Genomic DNA, 23810 nt, shown 5'->3' with positions numbered 1-23810 from the left:
CGCTAATAAAACCAGTTTAAGAAGCAAAATTCTACAAAACTTGATGGTTGGATAGGGCGGTTTGGTGTGGAACATTAGTAAAGTAGTGTTGTTTCCGTATTTTTGCATGGCATTGGCTGACTTCATCATTTTCGCCTTCCAGGCCTTGTAGGCTTTCTTCCATGTTCCATAGGCACTCCTTCAGAGGAGCGTTTCCAAGCCCGTCTTTAAACTTCACCTTTTTATCGCTCCTAAACCATGAAATGGTTGCGGAACACCTTAATTAATTTTTCATTCATATTCAAGATTCATAACCGTTTTAATTACTGAAACTCAAATTTTTAATAAACACTGAAGTGTTGTGGTGAAGGTGTACGCTGTTTGGATAAAAGTTGACGAAACATTGCCTTGGATTGAGTTAAAGGGCACATACCAGTCGAGAAGGGAAGCCCGAAAAGCTGCAAAGGAATTTCTTAAGACGCTTAAAGTGAAAATAGTTAAAGTTAACAGTAAACGTAAATCAATGAGAGCCGTGGTTATGGTGAAACAATAATGATTTACGTGTGTATCTTCGCCTTTTGAAGAGCTATCTAGCTTCTGTTTTGAGTTGTGAATAGCATGTGACGCATTTACAAGCGTCAAGCGTTGGAAGGTCTTCCTGATGAAGTCTGCAAATGACCTTTTCATATCTTATCGTGGCGCATATCTCACATAGTTTTTCTATAATGCTTTCTGGCGTGGCTTCTTCTCTTGCGATGGCTTCAGCAAGACCTGAGATCATTTTCATTGCTTCTGGCGATTGTTCTATTTCGCGGGTTAACGTTGCGCCCCTCTCACCTTTAAAATATTGAGTTATGGCGGCGGGGGTTAACTCCATCTTTTCAGAAGCATCTATCTTGCGCATGTTATGCTTTTCTATGAGTTCTTTAGTTACAAGCACTCTTATTGCTGGTAAAAGGTATTTTACGACCACGACACATGGAGGTTTCATTTTGTTCCCCACTTATTTTTAGCGGTAAGTTTATATATTTTTAACGGTGTTAAATTTTGTTTAACGGTGTTAAAATGTCTGGAAAGCCCAACGAAATACACTTAGTAGAACTGGAAAAACTACACCAACATGAAGAAATAGACCCGGAATATCTTAAGGAATTAATCAAACACATAGCTTCAAAAGCAGTCTTAGAATACGCAATAGTCGCTGACGAAAAAACAAACGTTATCCTTGACGGTGAGCACCGCTATAATGCTTTAAAAAACCTTGGATGTAAAATGGTGCCTGTAGTTTACGTAGATTATGAATCGCCAGACATTGAAGTTGAAACATGGAAGAATAATTATAACTTAACAAAGCGCGATATAATAGAAGCTGCCTTAGCAGGTAAAAGATTTCCACCAAAAACAACACGACACATGATAAAAAACGAAGGCGTTTCAGTACATATATCATCCATCGGAAAAAGAGTAAACGTTCCACTAGAAATCTTGAAAAGCGAACTTAAATTTATCCCGCTAGGAACCGTAAAAACAGCCATGCATACCGATTTAAAGGATGTTTTGCAGCTTTACACAAAATTCTTGACAACAGAAAACGTTGACACGCCACTGATCCTAGACAAAAAAACAAAAGTCTTGCTCTACGGTTATGAAACTTTCCAAGCATTAGACTTACTCTCAGCTGAAAAAGCGCCAGCATTAAGCGTTGACATCAACAAAGTAGAAGTAAAAACTTTAAACCCGCAACTTGAAACCATAACAAAAGAGGCGATTTTAGAGGCAGGTCTTAAAGGAAAAAAACTGCCATCTAAAAGTTTTACTCTTTTAACTGAGCAAGTCAAAATAAATGTTCCCTTGAAAAAACTGCTTAAAGCGGAAAAGCCGAACAAAAAAGTCTTTAATGTTTATAATGGCAGCTTAGAACTGCTTTATGAAAGTTGGCCAACACCGTTAGTCAAGCTAAATTCCCTTTCAACCAGCGATAGAAACGTTTGGGCAAAACTTGAATGCTTCAACCCTTTCAGCAACAGCGTTAAAGATAGGATAGCTTGGTACATGATTAAGGAATCTATAGAGAGAGGAGAGCTTAAACAATTTTTGTATGAAGCAACATCAACAAATACCGGAATAGCCCTAACCTCAATAGCAAATATTCTCGGAGCTAAAGCAAGACTTTACATCCCAATGACAGTACAAAAGGTAAGCGACATCTACCTAAAAGTCCTAGGAGCCGAGGTTGTCAGACTACCGGTTGGATTAACCGTAGAGGCTATAGGGCAAGTAGATTCAGAGGCAAAAGTTCATGGAGCTGCACACTTAAATCAGTTTGAAAACGACGCTAATCTTAAGGCGCACCTCAAACACACGGCAAGAGAAATAGACCAGCAATTAATAAGCCTAGGCCTAAAGCCCTCGTGCATTATCGGAGGTGTAGGAACCTCTGGCCATATGAGCGCCATATCCATCTACTTCAGAGCCAAATATGGAGACAACATCAAGATAGTCGGTGTACAACCAGCACCAAACGAAGTAATTCCTGGAATAAGAAGGGTGGAAACAGGCATGAAATGGATACATTGGACACGCTTCGACGAGATAATAGACGTAAAAAAGTCAGAAGCCATAGAGGCTGCGATAAAAATCGCAAGAAAAGAAGGCCTTTTAATAGGACTAAGCTCAGGCGCAGTTGCTCACGCCTTCGAAAAAATAGCCGAAGAAAAAGGAGTATATGTCTTAGTTTTCCCAGACAGCGGATATAAATATGCAGAACAGTTTGAAAAATACTTAAGCGCACAGCAGAAGAGCAGATAGTTGCCCCTCCAACTTATGATGTAAATTTTCAGATAGATGGAAGAGTTAAAAGAATTTTCCAAGCTTTAGTTTATTGAATTCTGATGCACCGATAATCAGTATAACACTGAGTTCCCCGCCTATATTCAAGTAGGCGTTGAAACATTTAATGCAGGGTTGCTCTCAGAAAAATATAAAGGTTAGAATGAGGAATCTTGCTACTTCTTTGAGGGTTGATGTGAATTGGAAAAACACTCTCATGATATAGTCATCGTTGGTGCGGGCTTAGCTGGTATGAGGGCTGCGGTGGCAGCTGCAGAATACAGTGACAAACTAGACATTGCGGTCATTTCTAAGCTTCACCCATTAAGGTCACATTCTGTCTGCGCTCAAGGCGGGACTGCTGCCGTAATGCGGGAGAAGGATTCATTTGATTTACATGCTTTTGACACGGTGAAGGGTGCTGACTACTTAGCTGACCAAGACGTTGTTGAATTCTTTGTTAGACAAGCGCCAAAAGAACTAATCCTCATGGAGCATTGGGGATGCCCATGGAGTCGCACGCCTGACGGCAAAATAGACCAACGGCCTTTCGGCGGCCACTCTTATCCAAGAGCTTGTTACGCAGCTGATATGACAGGCTTTCATGAAATGCATGCACTTTACGGTAAGGCTGTAACTTATCCAAACGTAAAGTTTTACGACGAATGGTTTGCAACGTCCCTCATAGTTGAAGATTACACTGTGGTTGGCTTAACGGCAATAGAGCTTAAAACTGGGGAAATGCATGCTTTTCAAGCAAAAGCTGTTATTATGGCGACAGGCGGTCATGAACGCATTTACGAGTTTACAACATTCTCCCACACCACAACAGGTGATGGGATGGCTATGGCCTACCGTGTTGGTGCACCGCTGGAGGACATGGAGTTCGTCCAGTTCCACCCAACGGGACTTGTACCTTCAGGTGTCTTAATAACAGAGGGCGCCCGAGGCGAAGGCGGCTACTTGATAAACGCTCAAGGTGAGCGTTTCATGAAGCGATATGCGCCAGCAATGATGGAGGTGGCTCCTCGGGATGTGGTTGCAAGGGCTGAACAGACGGAAATCCTTGAGGGAAGAGGCTTTCAAGGGCCTCACGGACCATATATCGCTTTGGACCTCAGACATTTAGGTGAGGAAAAAATCAACGAGAAGCTGCCTTTGATACGTGAGGTAGCTATAAAACTTGGAGGAGTTGACCCCGTTAAAGAGCTTATCCCAATTCGTCCAGCAGCTCACTACTCCATGGGTGGAATAAAGGCCAACATTAGAACAGAAACTCCAATTAGAGGATTGTACACGGCTGGGGAATGCTCATGTTTAAGTCTGCATGGCGCGAATAGGCTTGGATCCAACTCAACAGCTGAATGTCTCGTTTTTGGAGCGGTTGCTGGTGAAGGAGCAGCAAAATATGCTGCGTCCGCGAGTTTCCGTGAATTTCCAATGGAGAAGGCTCTTGCCGAGGAGAAACGAGTTTACGATGGGATCCTTGGAAGCGAGGGCAGTGAAAGAGTCCCACAATTGAGGGATGAATTGCGGAGGCTTATGAACAACAAGGTTTGGATTTTCCGCACGGGCGAAGAGCTTAAAAGCGCTCTTAAGGAGGTTAAAATGCTTAAGGAACGATTTAAACACATAAAAGTTGAGGATAAAGGGAAAATCTTTAATACCGGTTTTACAGCAGCCCTTCAACTTGACTTTATGTTAGACCTAGCTGAGGTAACGGTAATAAGTGCTTTGGCAAGAACGGAATCCCGCGGTGCTCATACAAGGCTTGACTATCCGAAAAGAGACGATGAAAAATGGCTTGCCCACACATTAGCATATTACACAGTGGACGGCCCGAGGCTTGAATATATCCCAGTGACCATTACGAAGTGGCAACCCGCCGCCCGGAAATATTAGATTAGGAGGGGACACACTATGAACAGTGGAGTTGAAAAAGTTGTTGAATTCCGAATTCGCCGCTATGATCCAGACGCCAAAAGAAGCTACATTTCCACCTATAAAGTGCCAATCTACCGTGGAACAACAGTCCTTGACGCGCTCAACTATATCAAGGAGAATTTGGATGAAACTTTAACTTTTAGACACTCGTGCAGAATGGGAATTTGCGGAAGCTGCGCCGTAAACGTCAACGGTAAGCCCATGCTGGCATGCTACACGCAAGTATTGGACTTAAACGTTGATACCGTGACTGTTGAACCACTGTCAAACCTTCCAGTTATAAGAGACTTAGTTGTGGATATTCAGCCCTTCTTCCAAAAACTTAGAAAAATCAAAACAACACTTATTAAGCCACCAGAAGCCTTCAAAAAACCAGAAGAGTTCTTCCAGTCTCCGGAAGACCTTAAAAAATACTGGGATTTAACGCTCTGCACTAAATGTTCAGCTTGCTATTCTGCTTGCCCAGCAGCCATAGATGAAAAGTTCCTCGGCCCCTCGGCGTTAACGGCCAACTACAGGTTTATCGCCGATTCAAGAGATGAAGGCTTGGATGAGAGGCTTAAGGTTATGGCTGACAACGTTTGGCTCTGTACTTCATGCAATTCATGCACACTTTTCTGTCCAAAACTTGTCAATTGCGCAAACTCTGTGATTGAAGATCGCAGCCTCCTTATTGAAACGGGAACTCTTCCGAGAACGGTTAAGGATGTTCTAGAAAGCGTTATGAAATACTATAACCCTATGGGAACTCACCAGAGCAAAAGAATGGCATGGGCTGAAGGCTTAAACGTTAAAGTGTACCCAAATGTGACTAAGGCTGATATACTCTACTTCGTCTGCTGCTCAACAGCCTATGATATACGAAACCGTGAAGTCGCCAGAGCCATGGCAACAATGCTTGACAAGCTAAGCATCGACTATGCAACTTTAGGCGAAGAAGAATGGTGCTGTGGAGACCACATCCTACGCATGGGCGAGAAAGGCTTATTTGAAATGCTCGCAGAGCATAACGCAGCTATTTTCCAGAAGTTTAACGCGAACACCATTTTAACAGTTTCACCCCACTGCTACAACACATTCAAAAACGACAAGCCCTACAAGGACTTGGGATTAAACGTCCAACATTACACACAGTTTTTGGCTGAAGCCATAGACAAAGGCAAGCTTAAACCATCAAAACCGTATCCAAAGCGGGTTGCCTATCATGACCCATGCTTCCTTGGAAAACGCAACCAAATCTACGAAGAACCAAGGCACATACTCCAGTCGATAAGCGGCCTAGAACTTGTCGAAATGAAACGTACAAGAGAAGCAAGCTTCTGCTGCGGCGGTGGAGCGGGCAGAGTGTGGACAGAGGAAGCTGAACCGGAAAAAAGACCATGTGTGAACCGTGTCAAAGAAGCCTTAGAGCTTGGCGCAGAAGTCTTAGCGGTGGCATGCCCATTCTGCATAACAACTCTTGAAGATGCTGTAAAAGTTCTGGAAGTAGAAGGCAAAATAATCATCAAAGACATTCTTGAAATCTTAAAAGAAACTCTGTAGAAGTTTCCTTTCTCTCTCTCCCTCTTTTTAACATCTACACCTGTTAGCCATGTGGCAATGGCACTTTGTTTCTTCGATTGAAAGAGTTAAGTCTATCAAGATTTCTTCGAGCTCTCTTGCAAAGCTTTGTTCGCCTTTAGCCTTCACCTCGGCAAGAAGCTTTTCCGCTTCCGCTTTTAAGGCCGAGGGGTCTTCATCCCAGCCTTCCAGGAACCGTTTATATTTGGCTTTAAAGGCCTCAATTGTTTCCTTCATAGTTTATTCCGCTCAACCAAGAAGCTAATAACCATCATAGATAAACTTTTCCGTTCCATTCAAGCGTCGCCTCTAACTATTGTTAGTTTAATGTTTCGAGATTTTGAAAGCTAATAGATACATTAATATATTAACTGCATAGAGTTATTTTATTCTCGTTGAAACAAATGGAGGAAAATTGGATTGTATGGCTATGCTGGCAGAGTTCTCCACGTAGATTTGACAACAGGAAAAACACGCATTGAACCACTAAACGAGGATTATGCTAAAAAATACATTGGCGGCATAGGCCTTGGAATGCGATTATGGCTTGATCATTCAAAGGCGGGCGTCGACCCCTTCAGTCCAGAAAACCCACTGGTCTTGACAACCGGGCCGACTTCCGGCACTGTTTGGCCTACGGGCGGTAACGGCCATGCTTTTGTATCTAAGTCCCCGCAAAGCTACGGTATAGCTGAAGCCAAGTCTCATGGCAGTTTTGGCACCGAGCTCAAACGGGCTGGATATGATGCCGTTATTTTCCATGGGAAAGCTGAAAGGCCCGTTTATGTTTGGATTGACGATGATTCCATCCAAATTTTAGATGCTGCTCATCTATGGGGTAAATCGCCAGCCGAAACGGAAGACATAATTAAGGAAGAATTAGGCGACTACTATATTCGGGTGGCCGCCATTGGACCGGCCGGAGAAAAACTTGTAAGGATAGCATGTATAATCAACGAAAAGTCTAGGGCTGCTGGTAGATGCGGCTTAGGCGCAGTTATGGGCTCGAAGAATTTGAAGGCTATTGCTATCCGCGGGACAAAAGACGTGACAGTCGCAAAGCCTGATGAGTTTCTAGAATTTGTCAAAGAATTTCACGAAAGAATGAAGGGACCCGCTACAAAGAAGTATAGGACTTTGGGCACTCCGGAAAATGTTTTGGTACACAACGCCCTGCATTGCATGCCAACACGCAACTACAACAATGCACATTTTGAGGCTGCAGAGAAAGTGAGCGGCGAATACTTAAACGATAGATATGTAGCAAAGATCATAGGTTGCAGTTCGTGCGCCATGAGGTGTGAGCACGTCTGCGTTGTCAATGAGGGCCCATATAAAGGTGCCATGGCAAGGGTTGAGTATGAACCATTATGGGCTATGGGACCCTACTGTGGAGTTGACCGCCTCGATGCTATCATCAAGGGCAGCGAACTTTGCAACTATTATGGTATAGACTCTATCAGCGCCGGCGTAATTGTTGGCTTCGCCATGGACTGCTTTGAGAACGGCATCTTAACAATTAAAGATACAGATGGTATTGAAGCCAGTTTCGGCAACCATGAAGCCTTGGTGAAGCTTATTGAAAAAATCGGTAAAAGAGAGGGTATAGGCGACATTTTAGCGGAAGGCGTAAAGTTTGCCGCTGAGAAAATTGGCAAGGGCGCCGAGAAACTTGCCCAACACATTAAGGGCGTTGAAGTTACCGGTTATGACCTGCGCTGTTTGAAGACTGCTGCTTTAGGTTTCGCTGTGTCTTTCCGAGGCGCAGACCACAACAGACATGGGTCTTACGCCTTCGACGTGAAGGGCAAATTTAACAGGTTAAAGTACGAGAAGGGCAGGGCTAAAGCCGTTAAGGACATTGAAGATGTTTACACAGTTATTGACTCAATGATTATTTGCAAGTTCTCAAGAGGCACCTACTACAAGGAGTTCGAAGACCTAGCCAAGCTCTACACGCTTGTAACCGGTTGGGAAACAACACCTGAAGAAATGCGTTTGAAAGGCGAGCGGATAAACAACCTTGCCAGAGTCATCAACGTGCGGGAAGGCTTGGGCAGAAAGGACGACACACTTCCATGGAAAGTCATGAATGTACCGATTCCAGACGAAGGCCCATCAAAGGGCGCCTACGTCACCCAAGAAGAACTTGAATTAATGTTAGACGATTACTACGAGGCACGAGGTTGGACTAGGGATGGTGTACCAACACCCGAAAAACTCAAAGCCTTGGGCATGGACGACCTAATCCCAATTGTGGAGGCAAAGATCCAGAAAGCCTAGGAGGCATTATGAATGGTCAAGATTCATGAAAGAAAGTTTGTTTCAGTTGACCCGGACAAGTGTGTTGGCTGCCAAGTCTGCGAATACATTTGCGCTTGGAACAAGGAGAAAGCTTTCAATCCATTAAAATCCCGTATAAGGGTTGTTAGGCTTAACCCGCTTGTCAATGTTTCTATTACATGTAGGCTTTGCGAGGACCCGCCATGTGTAGCTGCTTGCCCTAGAGACGCGTTAACTCAGTCTGAGGAGAATGGCACAATACTGGTGGATGAGGACAAATGCAACGGCTGCGGATGGTGTATAGAAGCATGTGATTATGGAGCAATCATGCTTCATCCAGAAAAGAAAGTAGTTTTCGTCTGCGACCTCTGCAAAGATAAGCCCGATGGTCCTCAATGTGTCAAGTGGTGTCCAGAAGAAGCTTTGGACTTGGTTACGGCGGACGTGCTGGCCCAGAAGGCCCGAATAACAGCCACAAAGAAGCTCTTCCAAGAAGCATTAAAAACTTCGACGACACCATAAACATCACCTTCCTCTACCCATTCTTATTTTTCCGGATTTTAAATACATAATGAAGTTCTAGGGAAGAATGCTGAGCAAGAGGTTCACTATTTCTTCTTCTGAAGTTGCAATTTCCGTGGAAAGTTCTTCACCGAAGTCTGTTTGCTTTGGTTCTATTAGAAGGAGAGCTATCTTAGCTTTTGTTGTTTTTGCAAGATAATCGCAGAACACCCGTAATGGAAGTGCATGAGTTGAAATAGCCGAAAAAACTTTAAGATGTTCCGGTCTAACGAGGCGACATTCGCCAGGCTTCAAACCCATAACAGCGGCGTCTATAAGCAAGATATGAGTTGGATTAAAGTCCACTATTTGCTGGATATAACTCTCCGGAACGGTTTCACACTCGATCAAAAGAACTTCTTTGGAGACCCTTCCATAAAGATCGCGAACAATTTTCACTCCGATAAAATCGTCCATACGAATAGGATTTCCAACACCTGCTACAACAACTTTTTCGGCGTTTGAAAGCCATTCCTTCAACTTTTTCTTAATTGAGTATTTCATTGTCAAGTGGCAAACTCCAAAAGAAAGAAACTGGGAAAATGAAGTGTTTATCTTTGCACTTTTTTGATGAGCTTTCCTTCTCTGTCGTAGATTTCTATGGTTAGTGGCATTTGTCCAAAAGCGAAGTGGGTTGCGCAACCGAAACATGGATCGTAAGCCCTAAAAGCCATCTCCACCATGTTAAGCAAGCCTTGGTCAACTTTACCTCCGTGAATCAAACCCTTGGCAGCATTCCGCACAGACATATTAATTGAGGGTGCATTGTTAACTGTGGCCACAATCAAGTTGACGTCCTTAACCAGCGCATTCTCGTCCAAAACATAGTGGTGAATCAAAGTGCCCCTGCATGCTTCCACCACGCCAACGCCCTCGCCGGGTTTGCCAGGCTTGCTCCTCACATTAGCACTTGTAATCTCTGGATCCTTAACAAGCTCTAAAGCCCTCTCAGCTGCGTACAGAAGCTCAATAAGCCTAGCCCAGTGATAAGCCAGAGTGGAGTGCACTGGCTTGCCGCCCAAAGTCTTGTACATTCGTTCATATTCTGCTTGGGCTAGGGGTGTTGCCATGCCGTCTGCAGCATTGAGTCTTCCAAGGGGGCCGACACGGTAGATGCCACTTTCAGGTCCGTCCACAAAGCCTTTCCATCCAACCTTCTTAAGGTATGGAAGCTTCACATAAGTCCATGGCTCCACATGCTCAACAATATGCTCTAAATAGTTTTTAGCCTCAAACTTCACGAACTCTTTGCCGTTGGGATCTACGACGCGGATTTTACCGTCGTAAAAGTTCACCTTGTTGTGTTCGTCCACCAAGCCCATGTAATAGGTGCGCAGCGCGTAAACGTCGCTTTTAATCAACTCCACGTATTTGCTGTTTTCCAAGACAATATTATGGAGAAGTTTCAACGAAAGCTTTGCAAACTCGATAGAGGATTTCACCATCTTCTCAATTTCTTGTCTATTCTCTTCGTTTAGAGGTTTAGAAACCCCACCCGGCAGTCCGCAGACAGGGTGTGTTGCCTTTCCACCAATGAGTTCAGTTATCCGTTGGCCGTAAGCCCTATGCTTAATAACTTCTTTAGCAATCTCTAATCCAGCCTTCTCAATAACGCCTAAAATGTTGCGTTTCTCTGGTGGTGCATCCGGTCCGACAACGAAGTCTGGTCCACCTAGATAATAGAAGTGCAAAGTGTGGTCATAAATATAGTAGCCACAATACATGAGTTCCCTTAGTTTCTTGGCAGCGGAAGGTGGTTCAACATTGAAAGCAGCATCCAATGCTTTGGCGCTAGCCATGTGGTGTGCAACAGGACACACACCGCATATACGTGGCGTTATGATAGGCAAATCTTCGGCTTTGCGTCCAATGCAGAACTTTTCGAAGCCGCGGAGCTCTGGAATCTGCAAATAGGCGTTTTCAACTTCGCCCGCATCGTTTAGGAATATGGCTATTTTGCCATGACCTTCAAGTCTCGTGATTGGGTCTATGATAATTTCCTTCATTCGCGGATCACCTTCCTCCTCAAAATTGAGGCTGGTAAAGCATACATGTAGAAGGTTCCAACGGGATCTTTTATCTGGTCAATCAGCTTTTCAACCTCTTCCTCTGTGTACTTCTCCTTCTCCTCTTCTAGGCCAAGAATGGACGCTAAAGCGCTAATCATGGCAGCACCTTGCTCCGGAGCGTTTGGACAAGGCCCACCGCAACCAGTGCAAGGCATATCAGCCTTCAAGCATCTGGCGCCACATCCACCTCTTGTAGCAGGTCCCATGCAAATTATTCCCTGTTCCAATAGGCATCTTTCCGGATCCGGAATCTTTTCGTAGACGCGGTATATACGTGAGATTTTCTTATTTTCCTTCTTTTTGGGGCAATCATCGCACACAGACTTTAACGGTGCTAGTACCGAGCCTTTAGGCGGCAGGTCTCCTTTGGCTATAGCTTCCAATGCGAATATTGTTCGTTCAACTGCTGGGGGACAACCTGGAACATAATAGTCAACGTTCACCGTCTGGTCAAGAGTTCGCACAGTGTCGTAAAACTCTGGGATTTCCAGCACACCTTCTTTCACTTGCACTTTAGGCTGGGGAAAAACCCCATTTGGATTATGCGTTGAAAAGGTTTGAGTATAGACTTTTTCGAAGATTTCCTTCTTATTATGGAGGTTGGCCAGCCCAGGCACGCCACCGAGGTGAGCACATGCGCCATAGGCAACTAGAATCTTTGATTTTTGTCTAAGAAGCTTTGCCATGTGTTCTTGTTCGCTGTTACGGATTCCACCGTTAAAGAAGCACACGTCAATGTACTTGTCGGGCATACTTTCCACATCCTTATATTTGATGTCTATGGCAACAGGCCAGAATACTATATCGGCAATTTGCACCACGTCCAAGATTTTCTCGTTTATGTCTAGAACAGCGATTTCACATCCACCACAGCTTGCCGCCCAGTAAAAGGCGAACTTTAACTTCTGTTTTGCCATATCTCTCACCTACTTGATTAAGCCTAACAATTCGGTAGGCTTGACTCTAAGCTCGCCTAGGGCTAGCTCATCCGGCGAAAAGCCCATGGCTAACCCTAGAAGCTGCGGGTAATGGAGGACTGGCAGATTGAATTTTTCGTTAAAGGCTCTTTCAATTCTGGGCTGGTTTAGGTCGAACATGATGTGGCAGAAGGGGCAGATAGTTATAAGCGCTTGGGCACCAACCGCCCGTACATGTTCAAGCTTCTCCTTAGCCATCTGGAAAGGTACGTCTTCGTTAACGCCTATAACCGGGTTTCCACAGCATTCAGTTTCATCCATATAGTCTAAGCATTCAGCCCCAGTCAGTCTAATCAGCTCTTTGAGAGTTGTTGGATTTTCAGGGTCGTCTCGCCCTACATATCTGCGGGGTCTTAAAACGTGGCATCCACTGTGCTGGGCTACACGAATACCAGTTAAGGGTTTAACGACAGAATTCTTTATTTTCTCGAAACCAACGTCCTCAGAAAGCACGTAGAGTATATGCTTAACCTCAGTTGTGCCTTTAAATTCCATACCTATTTCTTTCAAGTATCCGTTAATTTTTTCCCGAAGCTTCTTGTCCTCCTTCAATAGTTTGTTGGTTTCGTTTAGACTACAGAAGCAGCCATTGCAAAGCGTCATTATCGGTAAGCCTGCTTTCTCAGCTATGCAAAGGTTTCTCGCAGCCAAAGTCAACATTAAATCATGGTTTATAACATCCATGGGATAGCCGCAACAGTTGTATTCGGGCATCTCCACAATTTCAACGCCAAGTTTTGCAAGCACTTTTCTTGCTGAAATCTCGTAGCTTGAAAGCCTATACGGGATCACACAACCCGGAAACAGCAAATATTTGGGGTTGCTCATTTACTCTCCACCCTTGCAATGGTTTGAACCTTTTCAATCAAGCTTGCGGAACCAGTAACCTCGAAAATTTTCATAACCTCGCTTACGTTAGGCTTGGGCAACGGCGGCAATCCCTGCTCAACACGCTTTTGAAGTCTTGATTCTGGAATTTCATAGACAAAGCCGCTCTTCATCAAATTCGTTGCCAACTCCTTATAAACAAGTGGCAGAATATTCTTTTCTGCTACTGCCATATTCCGTAGAACGCGAACTATGCCAGCTATTTCCACGCCTTGAGGGCAATGATCTACACATGTGAAGCATGAGGAGCAAAGCCACAAAGCCTTATCTAACAGAAGCCTATCCTTCAAGCCTAGCTGAACCATGCGGGCTATGCGACGCGGCCGATAAAATTCACTGAATCTGGCAATGGGGCAGTCAGCTGTGCACGTGCCACACTGGAAACACGCCATAATTTTTTCTGCGCCATGCATCCTGCTCATTTTATACTTGAATTTGGGATCAAGCTCTTCAGCTTTAATCACTGGTGGTGTATATTCGCGAACCACACTTTTTTCGCTCATTTCTTCGCCTCCATTTTCAACGGGTTTGGACCAAGCTTCTTGATTTGTTCAACCATGTCCCGAACTACGGCCGCGAATTTGTCTCCCTCACTAGCGGAGACCCACTCCAACCGCACACGTTCGGGTTCTATCCCAAAATCTTTAAGCACCTTCTTTAATAGCGTTACCCTTCGCAAAGCCTTAAAATTACCACTAAGATAGTGACAATCGGACGGTAGGTGGCAACCAGCCACCAGAACACCATCGGCGCCGTTTTTTAAGGCTTCAAGGATAAACGCTGGATCGACTCTACCGCTGCACATGACACGGATAATACGGATGTTCGGAGGATACTGAATTCGACTTACGCCAGCTAGGTCCGCGCCTGCATAAGAACACCAGTTGCAGAGGAAACCGACAATTTTCGGTTCGAAATCCTTTTGGACTTCGCTCATTTAGCCGCCACCTCCACCTCTCGCAGGACTGCCCTAACCTGGGCGAGGATTTCCTCCGTTGTAAAGTGACCGAGAACTATTGCCTTTGTTGGGCACGCGGTGCCACATGCGCCGCAGCCCTTACAAAGAGCTTCAATCACGTGTGCGACTACCTTTTCTTCCTTTTCTAGCATTTCAATCGCTCCGTAGGGACATAGAAATTCACAGATTCTACATCCACTACATAAATCTTCATTCACATTTGCCACGATTCCTTCCATTTCAAGAGCTTTCTTTGACAATATGGTAGCTGCCCGTGCCGCTGCAGCACACGCTTGAGAAATGCTTTCTTCAATATATTTTGGTGAGTGTGCCATTCCGCATAGGAAAACACCGTCCGTCTGGAAGTCAACTGGGCGAAGTTTCATGTGAGCTTCTAGGAAGAAGCCGTCCTTTGTCAATGGTACTTTGAGCATTTCGGCTACGCGCTTGTTATCTGGGTTCGGAATGGTTGCAACACTTAAAACAACAATGTCCGGTTCGATTTGGATTTCCTGCTTTAACACCGGTTCATAGAAGGAAACTTTCAGTTCGCCACCATCATTAGATACTTTTGGTTTTCTCTCATCCGAATAGTTTATGAAGAGCACGCCTTTGGCAGTGGCTTCCCGGTAATACTCCTCTTTGAATCCGTAGCTCCTAACATCCTTGTAGAGGACATAAACTTCAGCGTCAGGGTTTAACTCTTTGATTTTCAAAGCGTTTTTGATGGCTTGTCCACAGCATATCCGTGCACAGTTGGGGTGTTCCTCGTTTCTTGCGCCTACACATTGGATCATAACTACTTTTTTAGCGTTAAACTCGCCTTTGGCTATTTTCTCCTCCAACTCATGTTGGGTTAAGACGCGGGGATCCAGGCCATACAAGTATTCTTTGGGCTTGTATTCAACAGCACCCGTGGCAACGATAACCACACCGTGCTCGATCTGTTTTTCTTCACCGCTGCCTAGCCTAATCCTTGATTTGAAGTTGCCTACGAACCCGCTTACATCAACAACCTCAGCGCCTAGGTAAACGTGAATAAGCTTGTTTTCCATAACAGCCCTAACAAGTCTCCGCAAGTGCTCCTGCGGATCTTCACCCTCCAACAAGTAATAGATTTTCCGCAAGTGTCCACCAAGCTCTTTCTCGCGTTCAACAAGGTGAATTTCAAACCCTTGATTTGCCAACTCCAATGCTGCAGTCATTCCGGCTACGCCGCCACCTATAACAAGAGCTACCGGTGTAACGTTTACCGTAGGGTTCTTCAGAGGCTTAAGTAGTCTAGCCTTAGCAACAACCGAGCGGACAAGGTCTTTGGCTTTCTCCGTCGCCTTGTCTGGCTCATGCATGTGCACCCAGCTGCACTGGTCCCGGATGTTAGCCATCTCGAATAGATATGGATTTAAGCCTGCCTCGCGGACAGTTTCGCGGAAAAGCGGCTCATGTGTTCTGGGCGTGCATGAAGCTACCACAACACGGTTCAGGTTGTACTCCTTAATCTTCTCCTTGATCCGCTTTTGGGTGTCATCCGAGCAGGTGTAAAGGTTGTCTTCAGCATAGACAACATTTGGAAGAGTTTTAGCGTATTCCACAACCTCTGGAACCCGAACTATGCCGCCGATGTTTATGCCGCAGTGGCAAATAAAAACGCCTATGCGTGGTTCTTCTTGGCTCACGTCCCGTTCAGGAGGATACTCCTTAACGGCGACAAGCTTGCCCCTTTCCGTAGCGATTATCGCCATGGCTTTTGCCGCTGCGCCGCTTGCTTGGGCAACGCTTTCCGGAATGTCTTTGGGTGAGCTGAAAGCTCCGCAAACGAAAACCCCGGGCTTTGAAGTTTCCAATGGGGTAAATGTGTTTGTTTCACAGAACCGGTACTTGTTAAGTTTTATTCCCAAAGCTTCAGCCAATTTCTCCACGTTTTTGGGAGACTGCATTCCCGTGGAAAGCACAATCATGTCGAATTCTTCAATCCTCGGAGTTTCATCCTCGCCTACATAGTGGACGAATAGGTTTCCTGTTGCAGGATCCTCGGTTATGCTTGCAACCCTCGAACGCACAAAGCGTATGCCATACTCCTCTTGAGCGCGCTTATAATAAGCGTCAAATTCCTTGCCGTAAGCCCTTATGTCCATATAGAATATTGTACAGTCTAACTTTGTTGGAACATGTTCTTTAGCTATTATTGCCTCCTTAATGCTGTACATGCAGCAAGCAGCCGAACAATAAAGGTTTCCAAGCTGGGCATCACGAGAACCCACACACTGGACGAAGGCAAGTCTACGCGGAATCTCGCCATCCGAGGGCCTTAAAACAATTCCGCCATAAGGACCGGAAGCACTCAGTATGCGTTCAAACTCTATGCTTGTGACGACGTTTGCATACCTGCCATAACCATACTCGCTTTTGAGTCTTGCGTCGAAGGGTTCAAAGCCTGGCGCCAAGATCACTGCGCCGACTTTCAGGGTTATTTCGCTGTCCTTTTGGTCGTATTCGACGGCATTTGCCTTACAAACCTCTTGGCATGTTCTGCAGCCTATGCATTTTTCGCGGTCTATCTTATATCGTAGTGGAACCGCTTGTGGAAATTCAACATAGACGGCGCTTCTGTCCGTTAATCCCTTGTTGTAGGTGTCTATGGCTTCAACCGGACATTTTTGTGCGCATAGTCCGCAGCCGTTGCATTTATTCTCATTTATGTAGCGGCTTCTCTTTCGAATTTTTACTTCGAAATTTCCAGCTTCACCTCTTAAGCCAAGTACTTCGCTGTTCGTAATAAGCGAAATGTTAGGGTGCCTTCCAGCAGCCACAAGCTTAGGCGCCAAAATACACATGGAACAATCATTTGTCGGAAAAGTTTTGTCAAGCTGAGCCATAACGCCACCAATGCTCGGCGACTGATCCACCATGTACACTTTAAAGCCTGAATCAGCTAAGTCCAGAGCAGCTTGTATCCCAGCTACGCCGCCGCCGACAACAAGAACTGCACCAACCTTTTCATTCACCATTTTCAACGCACCTCCAAAGCCTTGTATAAGGGTGTGTAACCTTCAACCCTGTCAAGGGCGATCATGCCCTTACGCCTCATGTTTGTTATATGCCTCAAAACAGTGGATGGCTTTAATCCGAGGATTTGGGCAAGCTCCTTAACAGAGCGGGGTTTAATTCTCGTCAAGTAGTGAATTTTGTAGCGGATGAACTCCGCCTTGATAACGTCGTCCATTAAAGCGTCAAACTCTCCCTTCAATATTTTCTCGCCATAAGCGTTGGCAAAATCCGTGAGCTCCTCCTCCCTTCCTAGTAAAACGCGCAGTCTAAAGGCTGAAGCAGCCTCTTTCGCCGCCGTAAGATTGGCTGCAATTTCCTCCTTGTTCAGTGGTGAGCTCCCAAGCTTCCAAACTTCTTCAGAGAATTCTTTAGCATAATAGCTGAAGTCTTTATCCTCCAATGGTGAGACAAGAAGAAGCTTCAACCTTTCAGGTTCCAGCCCAGCCAGAGACAAAAGCTTACTCAATAGTTTAACCGCTAGCTTCGCATGAAGGTTTCCATCAACAAAGTGGCAGTCGGGAGGCTTACATCCCACAAGCATTACGCCTTCAGCTCCATTAGCAAAAGTCTCCAGAACAAGCGCTGGATCTATTCTTCCGACACACATGACTCTTATGATGTTAACGTTGTAGGGTATTCGCATTTCCTCCTCACAGAAAGCCCAGTTGCACATGAAACAAACAATTTTAGGTGGATTGGAGTTAGGGTTCATTCATCATCACCTCTCCAAGGCTGTTAAAACCATGCTTAGAATCTGCTCGTTGGAAAGCTTCTGCATGGATATAGCTCTTTCTGGGCAGCGCGCCGCGCATAGCCCGCAGCCCTTGCAAAGCTCCTCATTTACTTGGGCTACGCCTTTCACGTTCTTTTTGACAGCTCCTACTGGACAAACAACGGCACAAACGTTACAGCCTACACACTTGCCCTCGTCGACAACAGCCTTGTCACCCTCACAAAGCTCCATGCCCGCAAGACACTCGGCACACGGCCCGCATCCTAGACAACGATACGCCTCAAATCTTGCTTGGCGCTTTAATTTTTCAAGATACAATTTTGCCTCTTCAAAGCTTAGGTGAGGCTTCTCTATTGGGGCGTAGTATCTGCGTTCCTTCTTATCGAGCAGACGCCAATCTTTAACCCATGTTGTCTCCTCGATTTTCTTTTCATCCCTATTTTTTCGCAAGTCTTCACCCCGTAGATAACGATGTATGGAAACGGCTGCGCGTTTCCCAGCGCCCACAGCCTCAATGATGCTTGCTGGGCCTGTAGCAACGTCCCCGCCAGCAAAAACTCCAGGAATATTTGTTTCCAATGTTAACGGGTCAACTTGCAACGGTGGACCACGTTTATCTTTGCTTAAAAGCTCAGGCGGCAAAACTGATGTTTCAACTATTTGACCCAGTGCTGGGACGACCATGTCTACCTCATATCGGTGTTCCGAGAAGGCTATGGGAATAGGACGTCTCCTTCCACTTTCGTCAGGCTCGCCCAAGCGCATCCTCAAACATTCAACAGCCTTAACCTTTCCATTCTCGCCTATAATCTGTTTAGGCGCTACTAAGAAGTAGAATTTTATTCCATCTTTTTCAGCCAACTCCACTTCATGAGGAAGCGCCGGCATCTCCTCGCGAGATCGCCTATAAAGAATCATAACCTCTTTTGCGCCTAGCTTTTTGGCCGTTCTTGCAGCGTCGATGGCCGTGTTGCCTCCGCCTATGACTGCCACCCTTTCGCCTACGACTATTTCCTTTCCGAGGGCAATGGCCCTCAAAAAGTCCACGGCATTTATTACACCTTCTAAGTCTTCGCCGGGCACGTTTAACTTCATCCCAAGCTGTGTCCCAATAGCTAAAAAAATAGCCTTATACCCGTTCCTTTTCAGACTTTCAATGGTTATGTCTTTGCCGAATTCCACTCCAGTTTTGATTTCGACACCTATATCTTTTATGTAAGCAATTTCGTTTGCCACAACAAATTTTTCGAGGCGAAAGTCTGGTATGCAGTGACGCATCATGCCACCAGGCTCAGACATCCTCTCAAAAACAGTGACATAATAGCCCAACTTTGCGAGTTCATAGGCTGCGGCTAAACCCGCTGGACCAGCGCCGACTATGGCGACCTTTTCACTGTATTTTTTGGGAACTGGTTCGGCGATCACCCTTCCTTGTTCGCGTTCTATGTCAGCTACAAGTCTTTTCAAGGCGCGTATGGCTACTGCTTGGTCAAGGTTAACTCGTGCACAAGCATCTTCACATGGGCTGAAGCAAACCCTTCCGCAGATTGCTGGAAAGGGCATGTCACGCCTTATGACTTCAACGGCCTCTTTGAATTTGCCTCTTTGAATAAGGGCTACATAGGCTTGAACATTGACATGCGCTGGACATGCTGCTCTGCAAGGTGGTAATTTTCTAATTTCTTGTTGTGAAGATTTCTCCATCAAGGCTATCAGCCTTCTTAGAAGCTAATTTAAAGTTTGATTCCAATATATTAAGGCATTCAAATCAAGCCTGGCATAAATGTAGCTTAAAATTTTGACACAGAAAAAGAGGGGGAATTGGAGGGATTTTATTCACGTAATCTTCCCTCAAGTTTGCTAACCCACTTGTTGTATTCTCTAGAGCTTAGAAGACTCTTGAGTTCTTCTTCAAGCGTAAGCGAGTTTTTGGGTTTAATTTCAATGATCCAGCCTTCACCGTATGGATCCTCGTTAACTAAGTATGGCTTATCCTTCAATTTTTCATTAACCTTAACAATCTTGCCACTTACTGGCGCATATAAGTCAAACATAAACATCCAGGTTTCAGCCACACCGAAGGGTTCCATTTTGGCAATTTCTTTCCCCACAGGTTCAGTCATAATATTTGCTATGCCTTTAAGGTGTCTCTGAGCGTAGTCTGAAACACCCACACGGATGTTTCCTTCAGGTGTTATTTGTGCCCATGTATGTTTTGGCGTGTATAATAGTTGTTCCGGTATTGCCAGGAGCTCTTCACGTTTGGCGGCTGGAATTCCTTCAGCCCGCATGAGCTCCTCTAAGCGGAGTCTTATGGCTTCTGAGACGAACTCTGAAACGCTTCGGTAGCGTCCTGTTCTAAGGATTCTCTCGATTTCCTTTATTAGTTCTTGTCTTATGCTTACGGTTTTCCATTCAGACATTTATTATCAACCTCCTTCACATCTGCGTGATATATAGAATAAAGCGAAAAATATATATCTAGCGTAAATAGAAAATATAGAATAAATAAATTCGCAAAAATAAATACCGTAAATAGAGGGAATAACTTGGAAATTAGAAAAGTTCAAAGAGTGGGGCATTCAACAATGACCGTTTCCCTACCAAACGACTGGGTTAAGGAACAGGGTATAAAACCAAAAGACATACTATTCATACTTCCTGAGAGGGACGGTTCACTAAAAATAATGCCGAGACATGTGGCTCAACGGGAAGAAGCCGACGAGTATGTGGTTAATGCTGATGCATGCGACGAACCCGGCATGCTCGAGAGGATAATTGTTGGAAGCTACATTCTTGGACGTGATGTTATTCGCGTGATCTCCGCAAACCGTATAGAAAAGAACCATGTGGACGAAGTGCGAAGGATAGTTCAAAAGCTCATAGGTCTCGGTATCCTAGAGGAAACTCCAAAAAGCATCCTACTCCAATGTTCCATAGACACCACGAAATTCAAACTTGACATGCTCATCCGACGACTCGCCCTAATAGCATCAACGATACTTTCTGAAGCCATGCAGGGCTTCAAAGAAAAGAAATATAGTCTTGTAGAAGAAGCCATAGCCAGAGAAGATGAAGCAGATAAAATATACTATTTAGCGGTGCGACTGCTCCTTTTGGCTCAAGCCAAGCCGGTTATAGCCGAAGAAGTCGGCATGTCAGATGTCATTTTCATACCGGCAGCAAGGCTTATATTGCAGTACCTAGAGTTGGTGGCAGATTACTCCGAAGATTTAGCGAAGGAAGTCCTAGAAATGGAGATTTACAGAAACATGCTACAAGAAAACATTGTTGACCAAATATTTCATATAAGTGACATGGCTCAAACAATCTTTCAAAAGTCAGTTGAATGCGTTTTCACGCGCGACTTGAAAGTAGCAAATCAACTTTTAGAAATGCTTAAAGTACTTGAAGTCGACTCAAACAGGCTTATGCGGGAGGCCCCGGAGATTCCCTATATAAGGTCGATTATTTCATGTTTGAGCAAAATCGCTGATAAAGGCGCAACAATTGCTGAAATAGCCGTAAACAGAGCCTTAGAGGATCCTAACAAGTTCATTGGCAACGTTGTTCGGGCAGTGAAACATTTTAGAACTTTGCCCTTAACCATAGGAAAGAAGTAAGCTTTCCAATGGTTACCTAAGTCAACGACTATTCCATCGCAGGCGCAAGAATAGAAAGCAACAAGCACTTGACCTCTGCCTCAAAAGTTTCTCTAAAGCTAAACTAGTCTTCAGTTAAACTTAAAACAAACAAAGTTAAATAGGATTAGGTAAATACTTTATTTAGGGAAGCTCCATGAGCGATGATTTTGATGAGGCTTTAAGAAATATAGACATCTTCTGCAAAGTTTTAGCTAAAAAACTAGTGAAAAGCCTCAAAGAGGAGGAAGACCTTGGCAAAGAAAACCCACTGGAACCTATTGAAAAGCTTTTGAAGAGAAAATATGTGTTTGAGGAAAAATTTGAAAGTGGCCCATCAGTTAAGCATTTCATCCCGCTTCCCCACATTGAAGAACCATTGATAGATGTTTTTGAAGATGAAAATTACATTAAGGTTTTAATGCAATGCCGCTGCAAGAGCCATAGAATAACTGTTAACAAAGCTGACGAGGGCTTGCAAATATGTGTGGAGAACATGTGCTGGAAGGTTGATCTCCCCGTTGAAGAATTACAAGTTGAAAACATGATTATGCGATGCAACAACAATGAAGCTTTAGAGGTTGAAATCCCAAAGATAAAAACAACAATTAACTACAGAAACTAAACTGATACGCCTTTCTGTCTAATCCTCCTTCGGCAAGCCTCTTCTTCGGCACACTTTATACAAGTATAAATGACGTCAAATTCACTTTTATTTGGATTTTCAGGGTTGACGATGAATACAAAACATTCATCTCCCTTCACAATGGTTCCACCACAACAGAAGCACTTATGTTCTTTGAGAGCGGTAATCTTCATAGTTCATCCTCAAAAGCTAATGTGCATATCGGCTTTTAACACTTTCTTGCAGAAAATGAGAAAACTAAGTTAATAACCTCTGCCAACTCAAATATGAAAAAGAAAAAGATCATGATGTGTAAATTTTTAGCGTATTTTCTCTAAAACTTTGTCAATTTTCACTTTATGAAAATCTAGGGCCAGCTCTTTTGGTTCCACTCCTAAGCTTAGGCTTAAAAGTTCAGCGTAATGAATTATTGGCAGATTGTATTCTTCCTTGTATGTAGCTTTTATTAGTGTTTGTCCAAGGTCTAGAGTTAAGAAGCAGAATGGACATAGAGTTGATATGCAGTCGGCTCCAGCGTTATAGGCATTTACAATTTTGTCTCTCGCTATGGCCAAGGCTACATCATCCGCATATCCTCTTAGGAGACCGCCGCAGCAACGCAGTTTGTTCTTATATGGTATGCTTTTAGCGCCTAAGGCTTCAATTAGAGTGTCAAATATGCGTGGACGCTCTGGATCGTCAAATCGCAATATTTCGCTTGGCCTCAGTAAGTGACACCCAGAGAACGCAGCCACCTTAAGGTTTTTTAGAGGTTTGACAACATTTTGTTTTAAGCGGTCTACGCCTACGTCGCCCATGAGCACTTGTAGGTAATGCTTAACCTCTTTCGTGCCTTTGAACTCTTTCCCGGCATTAGACAAAACTTTGTTTATTTTTTCGCGGAGTTTCGGCTTTTCTTTCAAGAGGCGGTTTGCTATAGTTAGGGATTCGAAGCATCCAGTGCATAATGTGACAATGTTTAGGTCCGCTTCTTCTGCTAGGCAAATGTTGTAAGCGGCTACCGCAAGGCTTGTTTCCAAGTCTATGGATTGAATTGGTGGTGGCGCACAGCACGTCATGCCATCTAAATCCACAAGTTGTATTCCAAGTTTTGTTAGAGCTTTCCTTGCCGCCAATTCATAGTGAGGTTGACGGGCAGGTATTGTGCAGCCTAAAAACAGGGCGTAACTTGTCATTTAGTTGCACCCTCCTTTTTGAATACGATTTTATCAAAGCCTGTTGCCGCCAGAATCTTTTTGAGAGCTTCTAGGCCTGTTGGTTTTATTGCTGGTAATCCGTATTCTGCTCTCTTCTTTTCCAAGAATTTTGAGATTGGGGCTAGACGGCCTTCGCTTATTAGGGCTGTTGCAAAATCCGTGTATATTGCTGGTGTATTGCCTTCTTGAATGGCTATGTTTCTTAAGGCATATATTACGTCTGCAATTTCAACTTTTTGAGGACATCGCTCTTGGCAGTTATAGCATGAGGCACAAAGCCAAATGGCATCGCCTTTAAGGATCTCGTCTCTCTGCCCAAGAAGGGCAAGTCTAAGTATTTGACGGGGGTTATAGCGTTCTGTTGTCCTCGCTACTGGGCAAGTGCTGGCACATGTGCCACATTGATAGCAATTGGTTATTGTCTCTCCCCCGAGTCTACCAGTTATTTCCCTTGCAAAGTCGAGAAGTTTTTCTTCAGCCACTTTGCTTCTCTCCTTA

General features: G+C 44.5%; 24 protein-coding genes. 8 read left to right on the top strand and 16 right to left on the bottom strand.

The window, feature by feature from the left end; translation table 11 throughout:
- Positions 1-31: 31 nt before the first annotated feature.
- Complete coding sequence (locus tag KEJ24_05190; GenBank protein ID MBS7647210.1) at positions 32-217, bottom strand: hypothetical protein; 186 nt, start codon at positions 215-217, stop codon at positions 32-34.
- Between the two features lie 126 nt (positions 218-343).
- Here KEJ24_05190 and KEJ24_05185 point away from each other — a divergent pair, with 126 nt between their 5' ends.
- Positions 344-532 (top strand): hypothetical protein, encoded by a 189-nt coding sequence (locus KEJ24_05185; GenBank protein MBS7647209.1) that lies wholly within the window; start codon positions 344-346, stop codon positions 530-532.
- 33 nt (positions 533-565) lie between these two features.
- On the opposite strand, the gene KEJ24_05180 is transcribed toward KEJ24_05185, so the two are convergent.
- Entirely contained in the window at positions 566-970 is a 405-nt protein-coding gene (locus KEJ24_05180) for a hypothetical protein (protein MBS7647208.1), read from the bottom strand.
- A 74-nt stretch (positions 971-1044) separates the two neighbouring features.
- Here KEJ24_05180 and KEJ24_05175 point away from each other — a divergent pair, with 74 nt between their 5' ends.
- The 3 genes from KEJ24_05175 to sdhB all read left to right on the top strand — a co-directional run bounded on the left by KEJ24_05175 (position 1045) and on the right by sdhB (position 6294).
- A complete protein-coding gene (locus tag KEJ24_05175) occupies positions 1045-2787 on the top strand; it encodes a pyridoxal-phosphate dependent enzyme (GenBank protein ID MBS7647207.1) in 1743 nt (580 codons plus the stop codon).
- A gap of 222 nt (positions 2788-3009) precedes the next feature.
- Positions 3010-4710 carry a succinate dehydrogenase/fumarate reductase flavoprotein subunit gene (locus KEJ24_05170; protein MBS7647206.1) on the top strand — a complete coding sequence of 567 codons (1701 nt, stop codon included), beginning with the start codon at positions 3010-3012 and terminating at the stop codon, positions 4708-4710.
- An 18-nt stretch (positions 4711-4728) separates the two neighbouring features.
- Positions 4729-6294, top strand: coding sequence for a succinate dehydrogenase iron-sulfur subunit (gene sdhB / locus KEJ24_05165; protein ID MBS7647205.1), 1566 nt, complete (start codon positions 4729-4731; stop codon positions 6292-6294).
- Between the two features lie 27 nt (positions 6295-6321).
- On the opposite strand, the gene KEJ24_05160 is transcribed toward sdhB, so the two are convergent.
- Positions 6322-6549: a hypothetical protein gene (locus tag KEJ24_05160; protein ID MBS7647204.1), complete on the bottom strand. Its 228-nt coding sequence runs from the start codon at positions 6547-6549 to the stop codon at positions 6322-6324.
- A gap of 183 nt (positions 6550-6732) precedes the next feature.
- On the opposite strand from KEJ24_05160, the gene KEJ24_05155 reads away from it, so the two are divergent.
- A complete protein-coding gene (locus KEJ24_05155) occupies positions 6733-8595 on the top strand; it encodes an aldehyde ferredoxin oxidoreductase family protein (protein MBS7647203.1) in 1863 nt (620 codons plus the stop codon).
- A 12-nt stretch (positions 8596-8607) separates the two neighbouring features.
- Positions 8608-9117: a 4Fe-4S dicluster domain-containing protein gene (locus KEJ24_05150; protein MBS7647202.1), complete on the top strand. Its 510-nt coding sequence runs from the start codon at positions 8608-8610 to the stop codon at positions 9115-9117.
- A gap of 57 nt (positions 9118-9174) precedes the next feature.
- Here KEJ24_05150 and KEJ24_05145 read toward each other — a convergent pair whose 3' ends face one another.
- From KEJ24_05145 to gcvH, 10 genes are all read right to left on the bottom strand, one after another.
- On the bottom strand, positions 9175-9666 hold the full coding sequence (locus KEJ24_05145; protein MBS7647201.1) for a hydrogenase 3 maturation endopeptidase HyCI: 492 nt from the start codon (positions 9664-9666) through the stop codon (positions 9175-9177).
- Positions 9667-9707: 41 nt separating this feature from the next.
- Complete coding sequence (locus tag KEJ24_05140) at positions 9708-11162, bottom strand: Ni/Fe hydrogenase subunit alpha (GenBank protein ID MBS7647200.1); 1455 nt, start codon at positions 11160-11162, stop codon at positions 9708-9710.
- Positions 11159-12142, bottom strand: coding sequence for an oxidoreductase (locus KEJ24_05135; GenBank protein ID MBS7647199.1), 984 nt, complete (start codon positions 12140-12142; stop codon positions 11159-11161). Before KEJ24_05135 ends, KEJ24_05140 begins: the two co-directional genes overlap by 4 nt.
- Positions 12143-12151: 9 nt before the next feature.
- Positions 12152-13030 carry a CoB--CoM heterodisulfide reductase iron-sulfur subunit B family protein gene (locus KEJ24_05130; protein MBS7647198.1) on the bottom strand — a complete coding sequence of 293 codons (879 nt, stop codon included), beginning with the start codon at positions 13028-13030 and terminating at the stop codon, positions 12152-12154.
- On the bottom strand, positions 13027-13593 hold the full coding sequence (locus tag KEJ24_05125) for a 4Fe-4S dicluster domain-containing protein (GenBank protein MBS7647197.1): 567 nt from the start codon (positions 13591-13593) through the stop codon (positions 13027-13029). Before KEJ24_05125 ends, KEJ24_05130 begins: the two co-directional genes overlap by 4 nt.
- Positions 13590-14027 carry a hydrogenase iron-sulfur subunit gene (locus KEJ24_05120; GenBank protein MBS7647196.1) on the bottom strand — a complete coding sequence of 146 codons (438 nt, stop codon included), beginning with the start codon at positions 14025-14027 and terminating at the stop codon, positions 13590-13592. Before KEJ24_05120 ends, KEJ24_05125 begins: the two co-directional genes overlap by 4 nt.
- Complete coding sequence (locus KEJ24_05115; GenBank protein MBS7647195.1) at positions 14024-17056, bottom strand: CoB--CoM heterodisulfide reductase iron-sulfur subunit A family protein; 3033 nt, start codon at positions 17054-17056, stop codon at positions 14024-14026. Before KEJ24_05115 ends, KEJ24_05120 begins: the two co-directional genes overlap by 4 nt.
- Before the next feature lie 2 nt (positions 17057-17058).
- Complete coding sequence (locus KEJ24_05110; GenBank protein ID MBS7647194.1) at positions 17059-17808, bottom strand: hydrogenase iron-sulfur subunit; 750 nt, start codon at positions 17806-17808, stop codon at positions 17059-17061.
- A gap of 6 nt (positions 17809-17814) precedes the next feature.
- The gene (locus KEJ24_05105; GenBank protein ID MBS7647193.1) at positions 17815-19533 is read right to left on the bottom strand and encodes an FAD-dependent oxidoreductase; all 1719 of its coding nucleotides are present in this window, start codon (positions 19531-19533) and stop codon (positions 17815-17817) included.
- 128 nt (positions 19534-19661) lie between these two features.
- Positions 19662-20252: a glycine cleavage system protein GcvH gene (gene gcvH, locus KEJ24_05100; protein ID MBS7647192.1), complete on the bottom strand. Its 591-nt coding sequence runs from the start codon at positions 20250-20252 to the stop codon at positions 19662-19664.
- 165 nt (positions 20253-20417) lie between these two features.
- Between gcvH and KEJ24_05095 the strand changes: the two genes are divergently transcribed.
- Both KEJ24_05095 and KEJ24_05090 read left to right on the top strand, forming a co-directional pair.
- A complete protein-coding gene (locus KEJ24_05095; GenBank protein MBS7647191.1) occupies positions 20418-21452 on the top strand; it encodes a phosphate uptake regulator PhoU in 1035 nt (344 codons plus the stop codon).
- Positions 21453-21627: 175 nt separating this feature from the next.
- On the top strand, positions 21628-22095 hold the full coding sequence (locus KEJ24_05090) for a hypothetical protein (protein MBS7647190.1): 468 nt from the start codon (positions 21628-21630) through the stop codon (positions 22093-22095).
- Here KEJ24_05090 and KEJ24_05085 read toward each other — a convergent pair.
- From KEJ24_05085 to KEJ24_05075, 3 genes are all read right to left on the bottom strand, one after another.
- The gene (locus tag KEJ24_05085) at positions 22092-22289 is read right to left on the bottom strand and encodes a hypothetical protein (GenBank protein MBS7647189.1); all 198 of its coding nucleotides are present in this window, start codon (positions 22287-22289) and stop codon (positions 22092-22094) included. The two genes, KEJ24_05090 and KEJ24_05085, sit on opposite strands and share 4 nt — an antisense overlap.
- Positions 22290-22415: 126 nt before the next feature.
- Positions 22416-23291, bottom strand: a complete 876-nt coding sequence (locus tag KEJ24_05080) for a CoB--CoM heterodisulfide reductase subunit B (protein ID MBS7647188.1) — start codon at positions 23289-23291, stop codon at positions 22416-22418.
- On the bottom strand, positions 23288-23794 hold the full coding sequence (locus KEJ24_05075; GenBank protein ID MBS7647187.1) for a 4Fe-4S dicluster domain-containing protein: 507 nt from the start codon (positions 23792-23794) through the stop codon (positions 23288-23290). The genes KEJ24_05080 and KEJ24_05075 overlap by 4 nt, the downstream gene beginning before the upstream one ends.
- Positions 23795-23810 lie beyond the last annotated feature (16 nt).

The organism is Candidatus Bathyarchaeota archaeon (genome assembly GCA_018396705.1).
Classification (GTDB): Archaea; Thermoproteota; Bathyarchaeia; order Bathyarchaeales; family Bathycorpusculaceae; genus DRVP01.
This window is presented reverse-complemented; position numbering and strand designations above follow the sequence as displayed.

Excerpts from the sequence above, each read along its gene's own strand:
- KEJ24_05115 (MBS7647195.1), bottom strand. The coding sequence starts at position 17,056 with ATGGTGAATGAAAAGGTTGGTGCAGTTCTTGTTGTCGGCGGCGGCGTA.
- KEJ24_05150 (MBS7647202.1), top strand. The coding sequence starts at position 8,608 with ATGGTCAAGATTCATGAAAGAAAGTTTGTTTCAGTTGACCCGGACAAG.
- KEJ24_05160 (MBS7647204.1), bottom strand. The coding sequence starts at position 6,549 with ATGAAGGAAACAATTGAGGCCTTTAAAGCCAAATATAAACGGTTCCTG.
- KEJ24_05095 (MBS7647191.1), top strand. The coding sequence starts at position 20,418 with ATGACCGTTTCCCTACCAAACGACTGGGTTAAGGAACAGGGTATAAAA.
- KEJ24_05180 (MBS7647208.1), bottom strand. The coding sequence starts at position 970 with ATGAAACCTCCATGTGTCGTGGTCGTAAAATACCTTTTACCAGCAATA.
- KEJ24_05110 (MBS7647194.1), bottom strand. The coding sequence starts at position 17,808 with ATGAACCCTAACTCCAATCCACCTAAAATTGTTTGTTTCATGTGCAAC.
- KEJ24_05125 (MBS7647197.1), bottom strand. The coding sequence starts at position 13,593 with ATGAGCGAAAAAAGTGTGGTTCGCGAATATACACCACCAGTGATTAAA.
- KEJ24_05175 (MBS7647207.1), top strand. The coding sequence starts at position 1,045 with ATGTCTGGAAAGCCCAACGAAATACACTTAGTAGAACTGGAAAAACTA.
- sdhB (MBS7647205.1), top strand. The coding sequence starts at position 4,729 with ATGAACAGTGGAGTTGAAAAAGTTGTTGAATTCCGAATTCGCCGCTAT.
- KEJ24_05080 (MBS7647188.1), bottom strand. The coding sequence starts at position 23,291 with ATGACAAGTTACGCCCTGTTTTTAGGCTGCACAATACCTGCCCGTCAA.
- KEJ24_05090 (MBS7647190.1), top strand. The coding sequence starts at position 21,628 with ATGAGCGATGATTTTGATGAGGCTTTAAGAAATATAGACATCTTCTGC.
- KEJ24_05130 (MBS7647198.1), bottom strand. The coding sequence starts at position 13,030 with ATGAGCAACCCCAAATATTTGCTGTTTCCGGGTTGTGTGATCCCGTAT.
- KEJ24_05135 (MBS7647199.1), bottom strand. The coding sequence starts at position 12,142 with ATGGCAAAACAGAAGTTAAAGTTCGCCTTTTACTGGGCGGCAAGCTGT.
- KEJ24_05140 (MBS7647200.1), bottom strand. The coding sequence starts at position 11,162 with ATGAAGGAAATTATCATAGACCCAATCACGAGACTTGAAGGTCATGGC.
- KEJ24_05105 (MBS7647193.1), bottom strand. The coding sequence starts at position 19,533 with ATGGAGAAATCTTCACAACAAGAAATTAGAAAATTACCACCTTGCAGA.
- KEJ24_05120 (MBS7647196.1), bottom strand. The coding sequence starts at position 14,027 with ATGAGCGAAGTCCAAAAGGATTTCGAACCGAAAATTGTCGGTTTCCTC.
- gcvH (MBS7647192.1), bottom strand. The coding sequence starts at position 20,252 with ATGTCTGAATGGAAAACCGTAAGCATAAGACAAGAACTAATAAAGGAA.
- KEJ24_05085 (MBS7647189.1), bottom strand. The coding sequence starts at position 22,289 with ATGAAGATTACCGCTCTCAAAGAACATAAGTGCTTCTGTTGTGGTGGA.